We start from the raw sequence: 22,111 nt of genomic DNA on the forward strand, positions 1-22,111 counted from the left end.
GACGCCGTCAGGGCCCGTCGGCCGGCTCGACGAGGCGGTTCTCGCGGAGGAAGGACTCCTGGAGGTCGATGGCGGAGGCGCGGGAGCGGGCCATGGCCTCGGCGTGCCGCGCGAATCCCTTGGGGCCTTCCAGGTCGCGGGGGTCGCCCGAGCGGACGTATTGGCGGGCGGCCTCGACGGCGGCGATTTGCTCGCGCTGGGCCTCGGCCAGGCGGTCGACGACCGCGCGGAGCCTGGCGTCGGGGGTCCAGACGCGGCCGAGCGTGACGAGCACGGCGCGGCCCTCGCGCTCCTGCTCCGCGAGCCGCGCGGCCAGGTCGACCCGGACGGTCTCGTCGTCCCCCGACTGGATCTCCTCGGCGATCTCCATGACCCCCTTCACGGTCTCGATCTGGCGGTCCTCGATCGGGGCGAGCTGGATGGCGAGGTCGCGGAAGAGGTCCATCGGCGCGAGTGTGTCGGCCCGGCGCTCGATCGCGACGCCGCAGGCGACGGTCACGACCGCCGCGACCGCGCCGCAGGCGAGGATCGACCGCGCCAGCCCGGCCGTCGACGCCCCCCGGCGCGGCCAGGGCGGGGCCAGGGCCAGCCCGGCGAGGAAGCCCGTCGCCAGCCCCCCCAGGTGGGCCGCCTGGTCGATGGCCGGGACGGCCGCGCCGAAGGCGACGTTGAAGACCACCAGCGCGATGATCTGCGACCGCATCGGCTTCAGGATGCTCGCCGGGATCGCGCGGCGGTGGGCCAGCAGGAACGCCAGGAGCGCCCCCAGCACGCCGAAGATCGCCCCGGACGCCCCGACGCTCACCCGCGCGGGGCCCAGCATCGTGCTCGCCAGCGCCCCGCCGACGCCCGCGGCGAGGTAGAGGGCCGAGAACCGGAGCGTGCCGTACAGCCGCTCGACCATCGGGCCGATCCCGGCCAGCGCCCACATGTTCACGGCCAGGTGGAGGATGCCCCCGTGCAGGAAGACGCTCGCCGGCAGCCGCCACGCCTCCCCCTTCAGCGCAACCCGCAGGGCGCCGTTGGCTCCCCAGGCGATCAGCTCCTCGGAGTCGGGCTCGGCCGGGGAGACGCCGCTGGCGACCATCGCGCCCCAGACGGCGACGCAGGCGGCGATGATCGTCGGGGTCGCGTACGCGTGGGGCGAGGCCGCCAGCAGCTCGTCGCGGAACCGGGCGCGCTCCTCGCCGACGTTCGAGAGCCGGGCGTCCACCTCCCGCGCCTTGGGGATCGCGGCGGCGATCCGGTCGGCCAGGGCGGGGTCGATGGGCGGGGCCACGCCGGTCGTCGCGGCGCGGTGGAGGGCGCGGAGGGCGGTCGCGAGGGTCTCGGCCAGTCCGGGGTTCCCCGGGGGCAGCTCGACGACGCGGCCGCGGCCCAGGTCGACCGCGTCGCCGTCGGCCGATACCTCGGGGCCGAGGTCCAGGAAGTCCGCCATGCGGCCGTTGAGCACCGGGCGAGGGTCGGCGGCGCCGGGCGCGGGCTCGAACCGTTCGAACCAGATGACGCGGTGGGTCGTCAGCAGGACCGGCATCGAGTCGGGGCCGGGCGAGTCCGAGATGGCGGCGACGAGGAACTCCCCCGGCCCGCGCGGCAGCGGGATGGCCGCCGCCACGCCCAGGTCGGCCGGGCCGAGGTTCGGCGAGAGGCGGACGGGCCCGAAGGCCCCCAGCGGCGCGAAGGTCGCCAGGGCCAGCACGTCCCACGGCCTGACGCCTTCGGCCATCATCGCCCCCCCTCGTCCAGTCGAGGGCGTCCAGGCTCGCCGCCGACGATCATCCTTGCCACCGTCATTCCAACCTCTCGCAACGGCCGGACGGCCGACATACACGATCCCTTCTCCCCTGGTGGGAGAAGGTGGCCGAAGGCCGGATGAGGGGGAAGGCCCAGGCTTCCGGTCGCGCCCCCCTCATCCGCCCCTACGGGGCACCTTCTCCCACCAGGGGAGAAGGGATGTTGGTTTGGGACGTCCCTTCGGCGCGAGGACGAGTCCCCCCGCCGCTCAAATCAAACCTCGAAGCTTTCGTGCGGGCCCGGCGTGCGGACGGGGTTCCGGGTGAAGCGCTGGAGGACCGGGGCGAGGGCGTCCATCGGGCCGGGCTCGCCGTGGACGAGGAAGGCATGGTCGATGTCGCCGCCGGTCTGCTCGAACCACCACGCCAGGTCGTTGCGGTCGGCGTGGCCGGAGAAGCCGTCCAGGACATAGACGGCCGCGTTGAGGTCGTACCACTGGTCGAGGATCTGCACCCGCTCGACGCCGTCGGAGATCCGCCGGCCGAGCGTCCCCTCGGCCTGGTAGCTGACGATGACGATGGCGTTGTCCGGGTCGGAGACGACGTGCCGCAGGTGGTGGCGGATGCGCCCCGCCTCGCACATGCCCGACGAGGAGATGACGACCATCGGCCCCTGCTGGTAGTTCAGCCGCCGCGAGTCCTCGAAGGACATGCAGTACTCGACGTACTTGGAGCCGAAGTAGAGCGGATCCTGGTCCATCAGCGCCCTGGCCTCGGGCGTGTAGGCGTCCGGGTAGTCGCGATGGATGTCGGTCAGGCGGGAGGCCAGCGGGCTGTCCACGTAGACCGGGATCGGCCGGAGCTTGGTCGTGGCGAACAGCTCCTGCAGGCAGTACACCATGCGCTGGGTGCGGCCCAGGCTGAACGCCGGGATGACGATCTTCCCCCCCAGGCGGATGGTGCGCGCCACGATGGCGTGGAGCTGCTTCATCAGCTTCTCGTAGGGGTCCAGCTCCTTGTCGCCGTAGGTGCTCTCGCAGACCAGGACGTCGACGTCCTTGATGATGGCCGGGTCGGGCAGGAGGCCGGTGTTGCGCCGGCCGAGGTCGCCGGTGAAGACGAACCGCCGGGCGCGGCCCCCCTCCTCGTAGTCGATCTGGACGATGGCCGAGCCCAGGACGTGGCCGGCGTCCCGATACGTGAGGAAGACCCCCGGCGCGATCTCGCGGGGCTCCTCGTAGGGGAGGCGGACCAGCCGCTCGATCATCCATTCGACGTCGGATATCTCGAAGAGGGGCTGGGGGTCCTCGATCTCCGGGTGCCGGACGTGGGCCATCCGGACGTCCTCGCGCTGGATGCGAGCGCTGTCGCGGAGCATGATTCCGGTGATGTCGGCGGTGGCGGGGGTGGCGTAGATGTCCCCCCGGTAGCCCTGCTTCATCAGGAAGGGGAGCCGGCCGATGTGGTCGTTGTGGGCGTGGGAGACGACCACGGCGTCGAGCGAGCGGGGGTCGAATTCCAGCCGACGATTCTGCCCGGCCGGGTCGAGCCGATCGGAGTCGAACAGGCCGCAATCGAGCAGGATTCGGGAGGACCCGATCTCCAGGAGGTGGGCGCTGCCCGTGACCTGGCGCGTCGCCCCGTGAAACGTGATTCGCAAGCCTGTTCCTCCTGACGATCGGCGTCGGGCCGTGATCGCCGCTCGTCGTCGCTCCTCGCCCGGACTCCCACCCCGCCATCATGACACGATCCGCCCGGTCGTTCAAGGCAAACGGCGGGCCCAACCCCGCCCCGCCGCCCCAGAATCCCCGCGTCCCCGGCCCGCGCGCCCGGCGTGGCCGCCCGCCGGAGTTTGGCTTCGTTCGCGCGCCGCGCCTCCGGCGTGATTCCGCGCAAACCATTTGCTCCATTCATGCTGTGTCGAGATCGTGTTGGCTTCGTTCGTCATTTTCGACCATGTTTTCTCGACCTCCCCGGCGAGCGCGCCCGCCGCGCCATGCGTTCGGACGGGGCGCGACCGACCGCGCCGTCGCGAACCTTCCGCGTTGCGCGGGCCTCCTGTCTTCTGTTGAACCGATTCCAGGTTGCCAAAGAAAACTCCTATCGAACTCCCTCATGCTCCGCGGGGAATGGGGTCGGATTTCAGGTTTCTCATCTTTTTTCGAGGACCCCTGGAGGGGGCTCGTCCGATTTTCGGAGGTAGGAGTCACGTGGGGGGGGGTCGCGGATTCGCCCACCACATCAAGGATGGCATGCGTGCCGACCTCACGGATGGGCGCGGGATTCGCCGAGTCCCGTCTCGGCCGCGCCGGCGTAAGGGAGATAGGAGAGGGCGAGGCCATCGGCCGGATACCGTAGGGATTCGAGGGCACGGACGACCCCGTTTCGGAGAGATCACGCATGATTTCCGAATCGCACCCCCTGCACCGCATGTTTCGCGGGCTGACCGAATCCACCTTCATGACGGAGCTTGGCCTGGGCGACCCGTCGCTCGTCGGCTACGTCTCCAACCTGCTGGCGTCGTTCACGCCGGCGCCGGCGCTCGGCCGGATCCGCGACCGCGAGGGCCGGCCGCTGTTCGAGGTCGCCCGGATCCTCGCCGAGGCCGAGTCGGCCGAGGACGAGGAGCGCCGCGCCGAGTGTCACCGCCACCTCGGCGACTTCGCCCTGTTCTGGACGGGCCTGTATCCCGAGGCCCTGAACCGCATGACCGCCGGCACCGCCGACGGCCTGCTGGACTACCAGTACCAGGGGAAGCGCTCGTACTACCTCGCCAGCACCCTGGGCCCCGGCGACGACCGCCCGGTCCTGCGGAGCCTCAGCGAGCACTTCGAGCTGTGCGCCTTCGGCCTATCCAAGGTCCGCGGCGAGCTGGACCGCCTGGAAGCCGAGGGGGCCTCGCGCGCCGGCCCCGACCGCGCCATCTGGGCCTGACGCGGGGCAGGGGGGCCGCCCTCGATCCCGGGGCGTCGATGCAATTCCTGGGTGACTCGCGGACCAGGTCGCCACCGCCCCTCGACGGAAAGGTGGGAGGTTGGAGACGGAGGACGACGCGTGACTCGGAGCACGGAACGGGACTACTCGGTAAGTGGGCTCACCATCCGAGCGGCGATGGTCGACCAAGCGAAGCGACACACGAAAAGACAATCCAGGAAGCTGTCTATCCTCTGGGGCGGGCGTCATATTCAGACGTCGGACCTCTTCGAGGTTCCGTCGGAGGGGATCGTCCGGGCCGAGTTCCTCGCCGCGACGCCGGACGTGCCGCAAGGCTTCGACATGAAGCTCGACGGCTGGTTTCAGCTAGCCAAGGGCGAGCAAGTGCCCGTTCTACGGACCTGGAAGGACGACCGCTACGAGGACCGGGTCGAGTACCCATTCCACAGCCGAGATTGCCGCATCTTCGTCTGGAATGTGTATGAGATGATCTATCCCAGCGGAAAGCGGATTGAGGAGAAATGGACCGGGAATGCCGGGTTCTGGGTGGAGACCCATGGCGAAAGCGAGCGTATTTACCATTGCAGCCATGGCATGAACAATCCGCCCGACTTCGATTCGCTCGTCTTCAAGGTGTCCGTCGAGCCCAGGTAGCCATCGCTCCATCCGGCCCCGCGGGCGACCTTCCGCCGCTGGGGAAGAAGAGCGTTTCCGAGCGTCTTCCCCCCTCGCGGGGGAGGACACGCGGAGCGGTCGGGAGAGGGGGACGACCGGCGCGAGGGCCGCCGGGATTCGTAAGCCCGCCGTGGCCTTCGCGAATCTCGACGGCCGTCTCGCTTGGGTTCCCCCCGTCCGGCACTTCGGGCCCCCTTCCCCCGCGAGGGGGAAGGACGTTTATCATGTCTTCCCGACGTCCGAGACTTCCCCCTCGGCGCGCGGCGAGTCACAATGAGACGCCCGGCCGAGCCGCGTCGGATCGGTCTCGTCCCCAACGTCGACCCAGGCGCGAATCCATGGTCCTCCCCCTCGGCGACCTCCACCGGACGCGGATCTTCCCGGCGGTCACCTACGCGCTGATCGCGGCCAACGTCGTGATGTACCTGCTCCAGGCCCAGCGCGGGACGGAGTTCACGATGGCCCTGGCCTGCACGCCATGGGAGGTCACCCACGGCCGGGACATCGAGGGGCCGATCCCGCGCCCGGGGCTGCCCCCCGGCGCGATCATGCGGACGGCCGACGGCACCCTGATGATCGACGCCCGCGACGCCATCCCGCACGCCCCCAGCCCGATCCCGGTCTGGATGACGCTGTTCACCGCGATGTTCCTGCACGGCGGGCTGGCCCACCTCCTGGGGAACATGCTCTACCTCTGGATCGTCGGCGACAACGTCGAGGAGGTTTTGGGGGGCGTCCGCTTCCTGATCGTCTATCTGGCGTGCGGCCTAGTGGGCTCGCTGGCGCAGATCGTCGCCGCGCCCGATTCGACGCTCCCCACCCTGGGCGCCTCCGGCGCGATCGCGGGGATCATGGGGGCTTACGTCGTCTGGTTCCCCCACCACCAGATCCGCGTGCTGGTCTTCCGGTTCATCACGGTCCTCCCCGCCGTCATCGTCATCGGCGGCTGGATCGTGCTCCAGATCTGGCTGGGCATCCAGGGGATCGGCCAGATGGGCAAGTCCGGCGGCGTCGCGTATCTCGCCCACGCCGGCGGCGCGCTGACGGGCGTCGGCGTGGCCCTCCTCTTCTATGACCGCGCCCAGCACGTCAAGGCGATGGATGCCTACCACGACGGCTGGACGCCCCAGCGCCCCCACGGCTACTACTGACCGGGCGGCCGCCCGCAAGGTCGGCCCAGTCCGCCCGATCGAGGGTTCTCCGATATGGTATAGTGGTAAGGACCGAAGCCGGGACGAGCCACGACCACGGAGATTCAGCAACCATGTGCGGCATCGCGGGGGCCTTGGATCTGCGTGGTCGGCGTGAGTTCCCCATCGAGCGCCTCCGGGCGATGCTGGGGGCGATCGCGCATCGCGGGCCCGAGGACGAGCATTTCCACGCCGAGCCGGGGGTCGTCCTGGGGGCGCGTCGGCTCGCCATCGTCGACCTGGCCGGCGGCCGGCAGCCGATCTCCAACGAGGACGGCTCGGTCTGGGTCGCCCAGAACGGCGAGATCTTCGAGTACCCCGAATTCCAGCGCGAGCTGATCGATCGCGGCCACAAGCTCTCGACGCGCTGCGACACCGAGCTTTGGGTCCACTTCTACGAGGACCACGGCCGGGGGATGTTCGACAAGGCGCGCGGCCAGTACGCCGTCTCGCTCTGGGACCGCAAGGAGCGGCTGCTCTTGCTGGGCCGCGACCGGGTGGGCATCTGCCCGCTCTACTACGCGGAGGTCGACGGCTGGCTGCTGTGGGGCTCCGAGATCCGGGCGCTGCTGGCCTCCGGGATGATCGACGCCCGGGCCGACCGCAAGGGCCTGGACATCTTCCTCAACACCTTCTGCGCCCCGACCTCGCGGACCTTCTTCGAGGGGATCAACATCCTCTCGCCGGGCCACTTCCTGGCGGTGAGGGACGGTCGGATCGAGAAGGTCCGCTACTGGGATCTCGACTTCCCGGACGCCGGGGACGAGGTCCGCATGAAGGACCCGACCCCGCTGATCGACGAGCTGGAGCACCTGATGCGCCAGGCCGTCGAGCGTCGCCTGCGGGGCGACGTGCCGGTGGTCAGCTACATCAGCGGCGGGCTGGATTCGACGGTCGTGCTGGGGCTCAGCTCGCGCGAGCGCGGCTACGCCGTGCCGTCGTTCACCATCGGGCTGGACAGGGCGGGGCCCGACGAGCGCTCGCAGGCGGTGGAGTCGGCCGAGGCGCTGGGCTCCAAGCTGACGATGGTGACGATGACCCGCGCCGACATCATGGGCGCCTACCCCGAGCTGATCCGCGCGGCCGAGGGGCCGGTGATGGACTCCTCGGCCGCGTGCCTGATGCAGCTCGCCAAGGCGGTCCACGCGCAGGGCTACAAGGTCGCGCTGACGGGGGAGGGGGCCGACGAGGCGCTCGCCGGCTACCCCTGGTTCAAGTCGCAGCAGGTGCGCAACGTCCTGCGGAAGGCGCTCGGAAACTGGGCCCCGGCGAAGATCCGCGACGTGATCGTCGGCTCGATGCGGGGGAACCCCGCCCACCTGCCGCCGCGGCAGGGCTTCCACGGCGTGCGCCCCGCGCAGCAGGACGTGTACGACCTGATGGCGCAGGCGCGGACGTTCCTGTACTCGGACTCGATGTGGGACGACCTGGACGGCTACGCCGCGTACGACGAGCTTGGCGTGGACAACGAGCGGATGTCGCGATGGGCGCCGCTGAACCAGTCGCTGTACGTCGGCTACAAGGTGATGCTGGCCGGGCTCCTGCTGCACGGCAAGGGGGACCGGGTCGCGATGAATTCGTCGGTCGAGGGGCGTTATCCGCTGCTCGACGAGGACGTGGTGAAGTTCTGCGCGTCGATCGCCCCCGAGTACAAGCTGAAGGGGCTGACCGACAAGTGGATCCTGCGGCAGGTGGCCGCGCGGACGTTGCCGAAAAAGATCGCCAACCGACCCAAGACGATGTTCCGCGCCAGCCGGTCCGAGGCTTTCTTCGACGCCGGCCGCCCCGCGTGGGTGGACCAGCTCCTCAGCCCGGAATCGCTCCGCGAGACGGGGTATTTCGACCCGGAGAAGGTGGCCAGGGAGGTCGCCGCGCACGGCCGGTTCCCCCGGTTCGCGCCCAAGTCGATCATCATGGACCTGAGCCTGACCTGCGTGGCGGCCACCCAGCTCTGGCACCACACGTTCCTCGGCGGGGGCCTCTGCGACCTCCCCACCTGGACCCCCATCCCCGAGGGCGTCGGCGTCACCGGCGTCGACCTCAGCATCTCCACCTACGACCACGCCGCCGCGGCCGGGTCGTGAGTCGGCTCTTGTCGGGCGGGGCGGGCGTCGACCGGCGTCCGCCCGCCCTCTCCGCCCGGGAGTATCGCGGAGAGGACTCCGGGCCCTGGAGCCGCGGCACGACGGATGCGGAGTTCCGATGAGGCCGACGAACCGTCAGGCCTTCGGGACGGGCCCGCCCGCGCGGGATTCCGCGCCCGTCGACCTCCCGGGGCGATCCACGTCGGCCTTCAATGGGGCCGGGCCCGACCGCCATCCCCGACGAGGCTTACATCATGAGAGCGGTGCTGGATCGCGTCCGCCGATTTACGAACCACCCCGCCACCCGGCTGGCCACCGGACTGATCCTGGTCGTCTGCTCGATCGCCGAGGGGTACGACACATTCTTCGACGACGTGCGCCACGGCCGGCTCCGCGCGCACCACGGGCTCCTCATCTTCGGCCTGATGAACATGCTGAGGAGCATGCCCGACTTCGTCGAGGGGCTTGAATCGGCGACGGAGGCCCTCGCGGCCGGGGAAGGGCTCGAAGTCGCCGAGGAGGACTTCAGTCGCGGCGGCCCCTCGCCTCCTGATCGCCACGGCGATCGGCCGCCCGCCTCGATCGCCCGCGCGGCGGAGGGATGCCGCGTCGCCGACGGGGCCGAACACCACGAGACGCCGTAGGCCCCGTCCATCATCGGGGCGGGGGAGGTGGATCGGCCCTCGGCGGACAGGCCGGTCGACCCGGCCCGCCCGGCTTCCAGGAGCGAGCCATGGGTGCCGACCACACGCTCGTCTTTTATGGCGTCCGTTACAAAATCGCCGAAGCCGAGATCGACGCGCTGGAGGCCAGGACCGACCCGCGGCAGGTCCTGGCGCGCCAGCATCGTCTGCGATCACGGTGGGGTCGCTTCGCCACGGTGGACGGCGGATCGACCCACTACCTCTTCATCGGCGAGGAGCTGGGGATCGTCGGCCTTGAAGGATCGTTCGAAGTCGCCCGCGACGCCGGCCAGATCGCCGGGATCGTCGCGGGCGTCGCCGAGCGGCTCATCCGAGCCGGCATCGGCGACGCACCCCGGCTCTACGTCCAATTCAGCCCCGACGCATGACGCCGGGGGCTCCGTCACGGCTCGGCTTTCGGGAAGTCCGGGCCGCCACCGCGAAGATCGGGGATTCGATGGCCCGCGTGGTCATCGAGGAAGAACGGGCGGATCGCTCCTGAGTCTGCCCCCCCGCGACCGCCCCATGCTCCGAGGGGTCGCGAGGTGGGGGTTGCGTTCGTCACCGCCCGCGGCGGAGGCGGATCGCGACGCCGCAGAGGGACAGCGACCAGGAGACGCCGAAGATGGCGTAGGAGTACTGGTCGAAGGTGGCCATGAGCAGGCCGGTGGCCCACATCTGGACGGCGGGGATGAAGAACAGGGGGGAGAACAGCCAGGCCAGGGAGGCGAAGAAGAAGGTGCTGAGCGTGCACCAGGCGGACTTGAACCAGGGGGGATCGATCCCCATCAGCGAGTTCAGCGACACCAGGCTGAACGACAGGATCAGGAACGTCGTCCAGAACTTGGCCGCGAGGTTCACCGCGGCGCTGCGGCGGATCCAGTGCCGTCCCGCCAGCAGCCGCATCACCCCGAACACGGCGACCAGCTCCGCGAACCAGACCGCCAGATAGCGGAGATCGCGGCGGGGGATCGGCTCGTAGAGCGCCTGGCAGACCATGAACGCCAGGAAGTGGACGACCGCCACCCCGACCAGGGCGCGGGGCCAGCGCGGGTCGGCCATCTCGCGGGCCATGTCCTCGCGCAGCAGCCTACGCCACGCGACGAGCGCGGCCGAGGGGTCCGGGGTCGCCGTCCGGGCCGCCCGGTCATCCGCCTGCCTCGCGTCCCCCGCGGGCTTCATCATCGGTCGAGTCACGATCGCCATGAATCCTCCCCCTCGCGCCGATCCCTCGGGCGGCTTCGCTCCGCCATCCCTGCGAATCAGCCTCTATTCTACCCGACCGCGTGGTAAGATGAGATGACTGCGGAACATGAACCATTGCCGGTTATGCTTGACGGACGGACTGGGACGACCCACGGGCCGAGGCGAGCGGGCACCATGGCGAACGCGACCATCGCTGGCGGAGTCGAGACGGCGGCCGACTGGACCTGGGAGGAGACCCACCGGGCGCTCGTCCCGCTGCTCCGGGCCGACAACCACACGAACATCCGCTACATCCTGGGAGAATACGTCGGCCTGATCGCGACGCTCGCGGGCTGCGCGTGGCTCTATCGGGCGTGGGGGGCGGGGACGGTCTCGGGGTGGGGGTTCGCGGCGCTGGGGGCGCTCGGCGTGTTCGTCGTGGCGGTGTTCCAGCATCGGCTCTCGGGGCTGGGGCACGACGGCTCGCACTACGCGTTGTTCCGCAACCGGGTGGCGAACGAGCTGGCGTCGGACCTGCTGTGCATGTTCCCGATCATGGGGATGACGCAGCGGTTCCGGGTCACGCACCTGGCCCACCACCGGTTCCTCAACGACGCCGAGCGCGACCCGGACGTGGCCCGGCTGCACTTCGACGGCGACCGCTACCCGTTCCCGATGCCGCGGCCTCGCTTCTGGTATCGGTACGTCGTCCAGGCGGCGTGGTGGCCGACGCTGGTCCGCTACCTGGCGGGGCAGGCGAAGAACGCCAACGTCACGCTGGGCCTGCGCGAGCCGAAGGCGCCGTATCGCTTCAAGGTGGGGCGATGCCTGCGCGGTTCGTACTGGCTGCCGATGCTCGCCCTCGTCCACGTCACCGGGTCGTGGCCGATCTTCTTCCTGTTCTGGGTGCTTCCGCTGCTGACGGTCTATCCGTTCCTGATGCAGCTCCGCGAGATCGCGCACCACAGCAACGCCCCGGCCGAGGGGGAGTTCGCGCACTCGCGGAACTTCCACTGCAACCCGCTGTTCAACTTCTGCGTCTTCCCCTACGGGCAGGACTGGCACCTGCCGCATCACGTCTTCGGCGTGATGCCCCACTACAACCTCGCCGAGGCCGACCGCGTCCTGCGGAACTACCGGCCCTACCGCGAGCAGGCCGTCTCCTGCCACGGCTACTTCTTCCGCCGCTGGGGCAAGCCGGGGCCGACGGTCCTGGAGGCGCTGGCCGAGCGGCGAGGGGCGGCGCCGGCGACGGCGTAACCTGCAAATCGAGCGCGAAGCGCGTCCCCTCTCCCGCCGGGAGAGGGTGGCCCGGAGGGCCGGGTGAGGGTCGTCGGACCGGTAGAGATAGCTCCTGGTCCGTGCCCGCGCCCGGCGCTCCATCCGCGCTCCGACGACCCTCACCCGCCGCTGGCGCGGCTGCCCTCTCCCGGCGGGAGAGGGGACGCGGAGGGTGTGGGCGAGGGTCGGCGGGCCGCGTCGCTCAGGGCGTCGCGGCGGCGCCCGCGCCCGCGCCGACGGCGGCGGCGGGTTCCGGCTTGTCCCGCTTACCCTTGGCCTTCAATTCCAGGCCGGGCTCGAAGATGGTGGTGGTGAGGTGGTACGGCAGGCCGTCCAGCTCGTATTCGAGGTCGGCGTAGACGGCCTTGCCGCCGGACTCGGGGGCGGTGACGAGGGCCGAGACGACCGCGCCGGGCTCCAGCGGGGCGCTCGCCCACTTCGACTCGCGGAAGTCGCGGTTCTCGGACTCGGCCGTCCAGAGCCGGGCCGACTTGGGGGCGGGATCGGCGCTGACCTTCAGCATGTACTGGCCCTTGGAGCCCGGCTCCAGCTCCCATTCGAGCTTGGGGAGGGGCTTGCCCGCGACGCTGCTCCGGAAGAAGGCGGCCAGGCCGTTGAAGACCCAGGAGCGGTCGCCGTCGAGGCCGTGGCCGGCGTTGGGCATGAACATGACGTGCTTGGGGCCCGGGAGTTCGTCCCAGTAGAGGTCGATGGCGTTGGTGGTCCAGTAGGGGTCGTTGGCGCCGTTGAGCAGGAACTTCGGCTTGTTCGCCAGGCGGTCGCGGTAGGTGAAGGGGTCGACCATCCGCCAGAGCTTGGTGCCGGGGCCGGTATTCATCTCCTCCATCAGCCCGCGGCGGACGTAGTCGTCGATCTGCACGCTGTAGGCGCCCCAGACGTCGAGTTGGTTCGGCCCCTGCGCGCCCAGGTTCAGCATGACGATGACCATCGGCGCCAGCGCGACGACGCGGTCGTCCACGGCGGAGGTCAGCCAGGTCGTCCAGCCCCGCTTCGACGCGCCGGTGACGACGAACTTCGTCACGTCGACCTGGCGCTCCTGCTTGGCCCAGGCCTGGACGGCGTCCATGGCGCGGACGGCGCTCTTGACCATGGGGAAGAGCAGGGGCCAGTTCTCGTCCTTCGTCTCCAGGTACTTGACGAAGGTCTCGGCGATGAGGTCGTCTTCCTTCTTGCCGTCGAGCAGCGGCTGATTCGGCACCTGGCTGAGCAGGGCCACGCGCGCGCCGGCGAGCCTGGACAGCGTGAAGGCGAGCATCTCCATGTCGGCGCCGGGCTTCTTGCCGGTGCTGCCGCCGGTGATGAACAGCAGCACGGCGTCGTCGTGGGCGGGCTTGCCGGCCTCGTAGACGCGCAGGCTGTGCGTCCAGGTGATCCCCTGCCAGACCTGGGAGGTCAGCTCCAGGGCCGCGACCTTGCCCAACGGGGTTTCCTGGGCCTCGACCTGCTTCCAGGCGTAGGCCGGGTCGGGCTTCTTGACGTATTCGTCCAGGTCCGCGCGGCAGGGGGCCGCCGCGGACGCCAGGGCAGCCGCGACGAACGCCGCGACGCGAGAACCGCGAGAGAGAATGGACCGCACCTGATCAGGCTCCTGGGAGAAAGGTCCGTCCGATCGCCGCGCCGCGATGAAGCCCCCCGATCGTCCCGGAGAGCCCGCGGACGCCGCGATCATATCATGGAGGCTCCGACCCCGACAATCCGGCCGGTCACGCGGATATACCCTTCGATTTCGGCGACCCTTGGCCACGAGGCCCGAGGCCGAAATCGAAGGGCACGCGCGGTCAGGCCGAGCGGAACGTCGACAGCCCCGGGTCGTCGCCGCGGGCCATGACGGCGCGGCCGTTGGCGGCGAGGTGCTCCAGGACGAGATAGACCGTCTCGGCGGCGTCGGGCGAGCCGACGGCGGCGGCGACCTGGTCGGCGGTCCGGGGCTCCGACGAGAGCGCGGCGACGGCCTTCGTCTGCAGCTCCAGGACGCTCGCGGCGGCCTTCTTGCCGGCCTCCACGCCCGGCTGGTGGTAGGCGTTGACGCCGACGAGGCTGGCGTACAGGCCGACGGCCCGCTCGAACAGCGCGATCAGGGCCCCGACCGTCCGGGCGTCGACGCGCGGCACGGTGATCGTCACCGACCCGCGATCGTTCTCGAACAGGGCCTCGCGCGTCCCCAGGAGGAAGCCGTGGAGGTAGTCGCCCGAGGTCGCGCCCGGCTCGACCTCCAGGGCCGAGCCGCCGTCTTCCAGCACGCGGACGAAGGTGACGAAGAAGTTGTTGACGCCGTCGCGGAGCTGCTGGACGTAGGCGTGCTGGTCGGTGGAGCCCTTGTTGCCGTAGACGCTGATGCCCTGGTCGACGCGGTTGCCGTCCAGGTCCAGGCGCTTGCCCAGCGACTCCATCACCAACTGCTGCAAGTACCGGCTGAACAGCAGCAGGCGGTCCTTGTACGGCAGGACCACCATGTCCTTGGCCCCCCTGCCGTCGGTGGCCAGGTACCACGTCAGGGCGAGCAGGGCGGCGGGGTTGGCGGCGACGTCGTGGACGCGGGTGGCGGCGTCCATCGCGGCGGCGCCGGCCAGCAGGCCTTCCATGTCGAGCCCCTGGAGCAGGCCCGGCACGATCCCCACGGCCGAGGTCTCCGAAGTCCGGCCGCCGACCCAGTCCCACATCGGGAAGCGGGCGAGCCAGCCCTCGTCGGTCGCGGCCCGGTCCAGCCTCGACCCCGCGCCGGTGACGGCGGCGGCGTGCTTGCCGAAGTCCAGCCCGGCGGCGCGGTAGGCCTCGGCCGCGACGAGCATGCCGTTGCGGGTCTCCGGCGTGCCGCCCGACTTGCTCATCACCAGGACCAGCGTCTCGTCGAGCGCGTCGCCGATCGCGGCCAGCTCGCGGGCGATGCCGTCGGGGTCGGTGTTGTCGACGAAGTGGGGACGGAGTTTATCCGTCGTCGGCCCCCCCAGGGCGTCGGCCACGAACATCGGCCCCAGCGCCGAGCCGCCGATGCCGATCGAGAGGATCCGCGTGAATTTCGGCTTCCGCTCGGGCTTCACCGCGCCGGAATGGACCTTCGCGGCGAAATCCCTGGCGGCGGCGAGGGCGTCGCGGATCTCGGCGGAGATCTCGGGCGTCGGGGCCAGCTCGGGCGCCCGCAGCCAGTAATGGCCGACCATCCGGCCCTCGTCCGGGTTGGCGATCGCGCCCTCCTCCAGGGCGTCCATCGCGGCGAACGCCTTATCGAAGGCGGGCCGCATGCGCCCGACGGCCGCGTCGTCGATCGCCATCCGGCTGACGTCCAGCGAGACGTCCAGCGCGGGGACGTGGCACAGGGAGGATCGGAACCGCTTCCAGAGGTCGGCGTTCATGGGATGGCTCGTTGATGCGTCTAGTAGGTCAGGATCAGGATCGTCATGGCCGCCCCGGCGACCGCCAGGACGCCGGCGACGACGAGGGGGGTCCGCAGGCGCAGCTCCGGGTTCGAGACGCCGGCGCGGAGGGACCGGACGTAGGCCAGGTGCCGGGCCGCCGCGACGACGCAGAGGACGACCCCGAAGGCCACGATCGCGCCGCCGAGCCACGAGGAATAGGACGGGTGGCGGGGATGCCTCGACTCCATCATCTCCAGCTGCCGCACCAGGTACCCGAAGCGGGCGATGAGGAAGCCGAAGCCGATCAGCCCCAGCGACGTCCGCACCCAGGCCAGGTAGGTCCGCTCGGCGGCCAGGTAGACGCGGGGGTCGTCGACCGGCCTGGGGGGTTCGGCATCCATGGGTTCCTCTCGGATCGGGGGATCGGGCCGAACGTCGCGGGCCTGAGAGCCATCATAGCGGCCTTCCCCCCTGGAGGGGGAAGACAGACCGCGGAGCGGTCAGATGAGGGGGAGCTGCCCACGAGGTCTCGCGTTTCGCGGCCCGGCCCAGGCCGACGGCGATCGGATCGCCCCACCGAATTCCGACGGTCGCGTGGCTCGTCCCCCCCTCATCCGGCCCCGCGGGCCACCTTCCCCCTCCAGGGGGGAAGGCCGCTATGATGCCCGCTCGGAGAGTCCGAGTAGCGCCCCATCATCGCACGGAACCCCCGGCCGAGACAGACCGCACCCACCCCGAGGACGCCCCGATGCTCGCGCCTTGCCTCGCCATCCTCCTCCCGGCCGCCCTGGGGGCCGCCCCCCCGGACGACGTCCGGCTGAACCAGATCCAGGTGATCGGCTCGCACAACTCGTATCACGTCGAGCCGGCGCCGGGCGTGTCGGCCGTGATCGCGAGGGCCCGGCCCCGCGACGCCGAGGCGCTCCAGTACACCCACCCGCCCCTGGCCGAGCAGTTCGAGGAGCGGGGCATCCGCCAGATCGAGCTGGACGTCTTCGCCGACCCGGACGGCGGCCTCTTCGCCGACCCACCGATCCGCAGGGTCGCCGAGCTGGCGGGGGGGGACGTGGGCCCCGATCCCGACCCCGACGGCGCGCTGCGACGGCCGGGGATGAAGGTGCTGCACGTCGCGGGGATCGATTACGGCACCACGACGCCCACGCTCATCGACGCGCTGGAGCGAGTCCGCGGCTGGTCGCGGGCCAACCCTCGGCACGTCCCGATCCTGATCCTGCTGGAGTTGAAGACCCCGCGCGATCCGGGGTTGATCCCCGTCGTCCGGTTCGACGCCCCCATGCTCGCCGCGCTCGAGGCCGAGATCCTCTCCGTCTTCCCCCGCCCGGAGATCCTGACCCCGGATGACGTCCGCGGCGACTTCGACACGCTCCCCGAGGCCATCCGGGCCCGTGGCTGGCCCCGGCTGGACGACGTCCGCGGGCGGGTCATGCTGGCGCTGGACAATACCGACGGGACGCGCGACGCTTACATGGAAGGCCATCGCGCCCTCGCGGGCCGGCTGATGTTCGCCAGCGTCGCCGAGGACGACCCGGCCGCCGCGTGGTTCAAGCGGAACGACCCGATCGGGGGGTTCGACGACATCCGCCGTCTGGTCGCCGCCGGCTTCCTCGTCCGCGCCCGCGCCGACGCCGACACCCGCCAGGCCCGCGACGGCTCGACCGTCATGCGCGACAGGGCCCTCGCCAGCGGGGCCCAGTTCGTCAGCACCGATTACCCGGTGGCCGATCCCCGCTTCACCGACTATCGCGTCCAGCTCCCCGGCGGGGTCGTGGCACGCTCCAACCCCGTCTCCGGCGACCGCGCCTGGGACGGTCTCGACCTGGAACGGGGGAGGTGATGCATCGACGAAGCGCCTCGCGACCGAACCTCCCGGACGAATCGCTTCAAGCCGCCCATCGCGACGGGTCGATAAAGCCGGCATGAGCGATGCGCCCGCGCCATCGGCGAGGGGGCGGGTCCGTGGAGATGGGGGTGCGAACCGTGGCGACAACGGCGACCGTGGGCGGATGGAAGTCGGGCGCGATCAGGGCCATGGCCCTGACGCTCGGCCTCCTCGCGCCCTGGGGCCTGGCCGCGGCGCAAGAGGCCCGGGACGGCGTGGCCCCGATCTACCACAAGGAGAAATCGTTCCGCATCCCGTTCGACCTGGACGGCCAGAAAGTTCGGCTCATCAAGGAGTTGCAGCTCTGGGTCTCCGAGGACGCGGGGTTCAACTGGGACCAGATCAGCCGCGCCACGCCCGACCAGAAGGAGTTCATGTTCCGGGCCCGCCGCGACGGCGAATACTGGTTCGCCGTCCGGACGATGTCGTCGGCGGGGCAGCTCTCGCCCCCCGCGGACGAGACCATCCGGCCCGCGCTCAAGGTGATCGTGGACACCCGGGCCCCGAGCCTCGTCCTGGAATCGGACGGCAGGCAGGGGAGCGTGGCGAGGGTGCGTTGGGAGGCGAGGGACGAGAATCTGGACCTGCGGACGCTGACCCTGGAGTACCAGGTGGCCGGCGCGAGGGACTGGAAGCGCGTGCCGCTGCGTCGCCCCGCGGCGGTGGGCTCGGAGAGCTGGGACGCCGGCACGGTCGAGTCGGTCCGGGTCCGCGGGACGGTGGCGGACAGGGCGGGGAACGTCCAGGAGACCGAGGTGTCATTGTCCGAGGGGGCGTCGGTCCCGCCCGACATGGCGTCGCTCGGCGCCGACGTCAACGCGCCCCCGGTCCGGCCCATCGGCGGCCGGTCCCGCTCGCCCATCCAGGCCGATTCCAGCTTCACGCCGGTCGAGGACCCGGCCGGGCCCGCCTCCGCGGCGGCGTCCGCCGCCTCCCAGCGCGGCGCGGAGGGTTGGGGTGCCGAGGCCGGCCGGCGGCCGATCGCCCGCCAGGCCCGCGCCGGGTCGGACGCGCTGGTCAATTCGTCCCCGCCGGCGCCCGACTGGGACTCGGCGACGAATTCGAACTCCGGGGCCGACGCCTTCGAGGCGGCCCCGCCGCCGGAGCCCCCGGCGGACTTCTCGACGCCGTCGCGTCCCCCGGGCTTCTCGGATCCGTTCGCCGCCGAGGCCCCCGCGGCCGCGCCGACGACCCCGGAGGCCGAGGCGGGGGGGGGCGAGATCCCGACGATGCTGGTGGGTGGCCCGAGGTTCCGCCTCAAGTACGACATCCAGGACGCCGGGCCCGACGGCAAGCCGGCGATCGTGGAACTCTGGGTCACCCGCAACGGCGGCCGGAGTTGGAGCCGGCTCGGCGCCGACGACGACCGCGTCTCCCCCTTCGACGTGAGCCTGCCGGACGTCGAGGGGACCATCGGCCTGACGCTGGTCGCCCAGTCCAGCTCGGGGCAGGGGGACCTGCCCCCCGCGCCCGGCGACCGCCCCGACATCTGGGTGGAGATCGACTCCACCCCGCCCCGCGTGCATCTCTACCCGCCCCAGATCGGGTCGGGCCAGCACGCCGGCAAGATCGCCATCGCCTGGCGCGCCGAGGACGCCCACCTGGGGGAGAAGCCCGTCTCCCTGTTCTGGCGTCCGGACCGCCCCGGCGACCCCTGGGTGGCGATCGCCGACGCCCAGGGACGCGAGGGGGTCGGCCAGTTCGTGTGGGCCGTGCCGCCCAACTTCCCGCCGCGGTTCCACGTCCGCGTGGAGGTCGTCGACGAGGCCGGCAACAAGGGCTTCTCGGAGACCCCCGAGGGCTCCCCCGTGATCGTCGATCGCAGCCGGCCCCGCGGCAAGATCATCGGCCTGGACACCGGCGACGCCCCCAGCGCCCGCGTCAGCCGCTAACCAGCCGTCGCGTCAATCGGCGTAGGGTCCGATGCCCGGCCCGAACCCCGGCGCGTAGACGCCGATCGGCGGCGGGGGGGCGATCTGGTCCGGGGTCAGCCCCGTCCCGGACGTGACCGGGAACGTGCGATACGAGTGGCGACCCGTCGGCCGGCCGTAGACGTCGCCCGGGGCGCTGAAACCGGGCCGCCAGAGCCCCACGCCGTATCGCCCCGGCATGTAGGAGTAGGGGCGATAGTTGGCGTAATACCCCGACCACGGATGCGCCGAGAACTCGGAGTGCGTGCGGGGGACGCCGTAGCTGGCGTAGCCGTAGCTGGTGCCGTACAGCCCCGGCGCGGCGAAGTAGTCGCTCGGCCGGGGCGACCCCACCGACGGGCCCGCCGCCGGCGCCATCTGGGCGGAGGCGATCGGGACGATCCCCAGAATGGCGGTCGCGGCCAGCAGGGCGAGTCGTCTCATGGTGTGGATCATCCCGGGGCAAACGGAGGGGGGAGCGGCCCGCGCGAGCCGTCGGCGTCTACCCATTCTAACGCGCGGCGCGGGGCGAGGTCGGGCGATCCGGGGGTCATCCGCCGAACAGGGCGGCGATCTCGGGCAGGATCGGCGCCAGCCCCGCGTTGACCGCGAAGACGGCCAGGGTGGACCGGACGACGCCCCGAGTGGCCGCGTGGCCGACGGCCTCGGCGGAGCGATCGGCCTCCAGGCCGACCCGGCACGCGACGATCCCCACGGCCAGCCCGAACGCCGCCGTCTTGAGCGTCGCGGGGACGACGTCGGAGAGCCGGAGGAATACCAGCGACTGCCGCCAGAAGACCTGGGCCGAGAGCTTCCCCGCCGTCGCCTCGGCCGCCAGCGCCCCGACCAGCGCGGAGGCGTCGACCAGCACGGTCAGCAGCGGCAGGGCCAGCACGCAGGCCAGCGTCCGGGGGGCGACGAGCCCGGCGATCGGGTCCGCCCCCAGCGCGACGCGGGCGTCGATCTCCTCGTTGAGGTTCATCACCCCCAGCTCGGCCGCGAGCCCCGCGCCGACGCGGCCGGCGGCCAGCACGCCGGCCAGCAGCGGGCCGAGTTCCACCACGACCGCCACGGAGAGGAAGCTCGGCAGCGCGGCCTCGGCGCCGTGCGCCGCGAGGAGGCGGTGGGCCTGGAGCCAGGCCACCAGCCCGACGCTCAGCCCCGCCCCCGCCACGATCGGCAGCCCCATCACCGCCACCCGCTCGAACTGCCGCGCCACCTCGCCCGCCTGGCCGATCGCCGCCCCCGGCAGCGCCAGGAGCACCCGCCACGCGAACCCCAGGGACCGCCCCAGGCGGGCGAATGGATCGATGATGAACGTCGACAAGGTCCGCCCTCCGGGTGAAAGACGCCGTCCCTCGCCGACGGCCCGCCCGGAATAATATAGGGAAGCGGCGCCGCCGGCGGATCCGCGCCAACCCGGCTTGTGGGGTTCGGGCGTCAAGATTAGAATCCCGCCGCCCTCGACCCCGAAGCGCCGGCGCGCCGCGACGGGTCGGCCTGGACGAGTGGCCGGATCGGGCCGGCCGGATGGGAGTGCCAAGGATGGTGAAGTCCCCGAGAGCGGGCCGTCGCGCGGCGGCGGCCGTGACCCTGGCGGTCGTCTGCCTCAGCCTGGAGACGGGCTGCGTCGTCCGCCGCTACACGATCCGCACCGAGCCCCCCGGCGCGACGGTGATCGTCAACGACGAGGAGATCGGGCCGACGCCCGTCTCGCGGTCGTTCACGTACTACGGCGACCGCGAGGTCACGCTGATCAAGGACGGCTACGCGACCAAGACGCTCATCCAGCCTGTCCCCGCCCCCTGGTGGGACAACCTCCTGACCGAGTTCTTCACCGAGAACCTCGTCCCGTTCACCCTGCGCGACGAGCGCGAGTTCGCCTATCAACTGGAGCCCGCCCAGCCGCCGACGGCCGACGACCTCCACAACCGGGCGGAGGCGATGCGGGCCGAGGCCCTGGCGCCGCCGCCCCCGCGTCGCCGCGGCCTGCTCGCCTGGCTCGGATTCGACTGATCGAACGACCGAACCGACTCGACGCCGGCGCGGCCCGACGGAACGGGCTCAAGACGCCGGCCCGCCGCGTCCGATGCCATCGGAAGCCGCGGAGTCCCCGCGTTCGCCGACCCCACGGATGTGGAGGTGGACCCTCGTGAAGCTGACGACCGCCGCCGTCCAGATGCCCAGCGAAGTGCTCGGCCTCTCGGCCAACCTCCAGCTCGCCGACGATTACCTCCGCCGGGCCCGGGACGCCGGGGCCGAGCTGGTCGTCCTGCCGGAGCTGTTCAACACCGGCTACAGCGCCTGGCCGGACTTCGGCCCCCACGGCGAGTCGCCCGACGGCCCCACGCTCTCGTACCTCCGCGGCCGGGCCCGTCGCTGGAAGATGCACATCGCCGCCGGCTACGTCGAGCGCGAGGGGCGGCACCTGTACAACTCGATGGCCTTCTGCTCGCCCGACGGCGACCTGCACGTCTACCGCAAGCGGAACCTCGTCTTCTGGGAGCGATTCCGCTTCCACCCCGGCCGCGAGCCGCTGGTCGTCCAGACCCCCTGGGGCCGCGTCGGCTTCGCCGTCTGCGCCGACATGATCTATCGAAAGGTGTGGAAGGATTACCGCGACCGGATCGACCTCGCGGTCATCTCCTCCGCCTGGCCCGAGTTCGCCGACCGCGACTCCGGGCGCTGCCACTGGCTGCTGGGGCGCGTCGGGCCGATGTGCGACGGCATCCCGGCGCGGGTCGCCGAGGACCTGGGGATCCCGGTGGTCTTCGCCAACCAGTGCGGCGAGACCAACACCCGCATCCCGCTGCTGCACACCACGATCCGAGACCGCTTCGCCGGCCGCAGCAGCATCTGCGACGGCCGCCACGGCGAGCCGCTGAAGGCCGGTCTCGAGCCCGATCTCCTGGTCGCCTCCGTCACCATCCATCCCAAGCGAGGTATGAAGTCGTGGCATTCTACGTCCCCCTCGGCCCGCGCGGCGGAGTCTTCCGCCTCGGCACGTTCCTGATCGGCATCATGGGGGGCATGGCCTACCGCAAGGCGTATCGCCGCCGCGAATCGGCCTTCAGCGACCCCTCGCTCCCCCGGCCGCTGCTCGACGCCCTCGACGCCGAGTGACCGCGCGGGACGCTCCTTGCCGCCCCGACACCCGCCCCC

The 22,111-nt window shown here is 71.3% G+C and carries 20 protein-coding genes; 12 read left to right on the forward strand and 8 right to left on the reverse strand.

What is annotated here, in order from left to right; all coding sequences use genetic code 11:
* Positions 1-7: 7 nt before the first annotated feature.
* Both WG209_RS05160 and WG209_RS05165 read right to left on the reverse strand, forming a co-directional pair.
* The gene (locus WG209_RS05160; RefSeq protein ID WP_337173942.1) at positions 8-1,729 is read right to left on the reverse strand and encodes a rhomboid family intramembrane serine protease; all 1,722 of its coding nucleotides are present in this window, start codon (positions 1,727-1,729) and stop codon (positions 8-10) included.
* A 278-nt stretch (positions 1,730-2,007) separates the two neighbouring features.
* Positions 2,008-3,393, reverse strand: a complete 1,386-nt coding sequence (locus tag WG209_RS05165; RefSeq protein WP_337173943.1) for an MBL fold metallo-hydrolase — start codon at positions 3,391-3,393, stop codon at positions 2,008-2,010.
* A gap of 740 nt (positions 3,394-4,133) precedes the next feature.
* Here WG209_RS05165 and WG209_RS05170 point away from each other — a divergent pair.
* The 6 genes from WG209_RS05170 (at position 4,134) to WG209_RS05195 (ending at position 9,688) form a co-directional block, all read left to right on the forward strand.
* Positions 4,134-4,667, forward strand: coding sequence for a hypothetical protein (locus tag WG209_RS05170; RefSeq protein WP_337173944.1), 534 nt, complete (start codon positions 4,134-4,136; stop codon positions 4,665-4,667).
* Positions 4,668-4,844: 177 nt separating this feature from the next.
* Complete coding sequence (locus tag WG209_RS05175) at positions 4,845-5,321, forward strand: hypothetical protein (protein WP_337173945.1); 477 nt, start codon at positions 4,845-4,847, stop codon at positions 5,319-5,321.
* A 359-nt stretch (positions 5,322-5,680) separates the two neighbouring features.
* Entirely contained in the window at positions 5,681-6,493 is an 813-nt protein-coding gene (locus tag WG209_RS05180; RefSeq protein WP_337173946.1) for a rhomboid family intramembrane serine protease, read from the forward strand.
* 113 nt (positions 6,494-6,606) lie between these two features.
* Positions 6,607-8,616 (forward strand): asparagine synthase (glutamine-hydrolyzing), encoded by a 2,010-nt coding sequence (asnB, locus tag WG209_RS05185; protein WP_337173947.1) that lies wholly within the window; start codon positions 6,607-6,609, stop codon positions 8,614-8,616.
* Between the two features lie 254 nt (positions 8,617-8,870).
* Positions 8,871-9,260 carry a hypothetical protein gene (locus tag WG209_RS05190; protein ID WP_337173948.1) on the forward strand — a complete coding sequence of 130 codons (390 nt, stop codon included), beginning with the start codon at positions 8,871-8,873 and terminating at the stop codon, positions 9,258-9,260.
* 89 nt (positions 9,261-9,349) lie between these two features.
* The gene (locus WG209_RS05195; protein ID WP_337173949.1) at positions 9,350-9,688 is read left to right on the forward strand and encodes a hypothetical protein; all 339 of its coding nucleotides are present in this window, start codon (positions 9,350-9,352) and stop codon (positions 9,686-9,688) included.
* Positions 9,689-9,860: 172 nt separating this feature from the next.
* Here the strand turns inward: WG209_RS05195 and WG209_RS05200 are convergent, their stop codons facing one another.
* Positions 9,861-10,505 (reverse strand): hypothetical protein, encoded by a 645-nt coding sequence (locus WG209_RS05200; RefSeq protein WP_337173950.1) that lies wholly within the window; start codon positions 10,503-10,505, stop codon positions 9,861-9,863.
* A 174-nt stretch (positions 10,506-10,679) separates the two neighbouring features.
* On the opposite strand from WG209_RS05200, the gene WG209_RS05205 reads away from it, so the two are divergent.
* The gene (locus WG209_RS05205) at positions 10,680-11,744 is read left to right on the forward strand and encodes a fatty acid desaturase (RefSeq protein WP_337173951.1); all 1,065 of its coding nucleotides are present in this window, start codon (positions 10,680-10,682) and stop codon (positions 11,742-11,744) included.
* Positions 11,745-11,967: 223 nt separating this feature from the next.
* On the opposite strand, the gene WG209_RS05210 is transcribed toward WG209_RS05205, so the two are convergent.
* The 3 genes from WG209_RS05210 to WG209_RS05220 form a co-directional block, all read right to left on the reverse strand.
* Positions 11,968-13,362 (reverse strand): PhoPQ-activated protein PqaA family protein, encoded by a 1,395-nt coding sequence (locus tag WG209_RS05210; protein WP_337173952.1) that lies wholly within the window; start codon positions 13,360-13,362, stop codon positions 11,968-11,970.
* Positions 13,363-13,564: 202 nt separating this feature from the next.
* Positions 13,565-15,136 carry a glucose-6-phosphate isomerase gene (locus tag WG209_RS05215; protein ID WP_337173953.1) on the reverse strand — a complete coding sequence of 524 codons (1,572 nt, stop codon included), beginning with the start codon at positions 15,134-15,136 and terminating at the stop codon, positions 13,565-13,567.
* A 20-nt stretch (positions 15,137-15,156) separates the two neighbouring features.
* The gene (locus WG209_RS05220; RefSeq protein ID WP_337173954.1) at positions 15,157-15,540 is read right to left on the reverse strand and encodes a DUF202 domain-containing protein; all 384 of its coding nucleotides are present in this window, start codon (positions 15,538-15,540) and stop codon (positions 15,157-15,159) included.
* A gap of 347 nt (positions 15,541-15,887) precedes the next feature.
* Here WG209_RS05220 and WG209_RS05225 point away from each other — a divergent pair, with 347 nt between their 5' ends.
* Both WG209_RS05225 and WG209_RS05230 read left to right on the forward strand, forming a co-directional pair.
* On the forward strand, positions 15,888-16,994 hold the full coding sequence (locus WG209_RS05225) for a phosphatidylinositol-specific phospholipase C1-like protein (RefSeq protein WP_337173955.1): 1,107 nt from the start codon (positions 15,888-15,890) through the stop codon (positions 16,992-16,994).
* A 194-nt stretch (positions 16,995-17,188) separates the two neighbouring features.
* Positions 17,189-18,931: a hypothetical protein gene (locus WG209_RS05230; RefSeq protein WP_337173956.1), complete on the forward strand. Its 1,743-nt coding sequence runs from the start codon at positions 17,189-17,191 to the stop codon at positions 18,929-18,931.
* 12 nt (positions 18,932-18,943) lie between these two features.
* On the opposite strand, the gene WG209_RS05235 is transcribed toward WG209_RS05230, so the two are convergent.
* Together WG209_RS05235 and WG209_RS05240 are read right to left on the reverse strand one after the other, a co-directional pair.
* Entirely contained in the window at positions 18,944-19,393 is a 450-nt protein-coding gene (locus tag WG209_RS05235; RefSeq protein ID WP_337173957.1) for a hypothetical protein, read from the reverse strand.
* 106 nt (positions 19,394-19,499) lie between these two features.
* The gene (locus tag WG209_RS05240) at positions 19,500-20,276 is read right to left on the reverse strand and encodes an ABC transporter permease (RefSeq protein ID WP_337173958.1); all 777 of its coding nucleotides are present in this window, start codon (positions 20,274-20,276) and stop codon (positions 19,500-19,502) included.
* Positions 20,277-20,494: 218 nt separating this feature from the next.
* Between WG209_RS05240 and WG209_RS05245 the strand changes: the two genes are divergently transcribed.
* From WG209_RS05245 to WG209_RS05255, 3 genes are all read left to right on the forward strand, one after another.
* Positions 20,495-20,965 carry a PEGA domain-containing protein gene (locus WG209_RS05245; protein ID WP_337173959.1) on the forward strand — a complete coding sequence of 157 codons (471 nt, stop codon included), beginning with the start codon at positions 20,495-20,497 and terminating at the stop codon, positions 20,963-20,965.
* A 136-nt stretch (positions 20,966-21,101) separates the two neighbouring features.
* On the forward strand, positions 21,102-21,962 hold the full coding sequence (locus WG209_RS05250; protein WP_337173960.1) for a carbon-nitrogen hydrolase family protein: 861 nt from the start codon (positions 21,102-21,104) through the stop codon (positions 21,960-21,962).
* On the forward strand, positions 21,902-22,072 hold the full coding sequence (locus WG209_RS05255) for a hypothetical protein (RefSeq protein WP_337173961.1): 171 nt from the start codon (positions 21,902-21,904) through the stop codon (positions 22,070-22,072). Before WG209_RS05250 ends, WG209_RS05255 begins: the two co-directional genes overlap by 61 nt.
* Positions 22,073-22,111: the final 39 nt, after the last annotated feature.

This window comes from Paludisphaera sp. (assembly GCF_037189885.1).
GTDB lineage: Bacteria > Planctomycetota > Planctomycetia > Isosphaerales > Isosphaeraceae > Paludisphaera.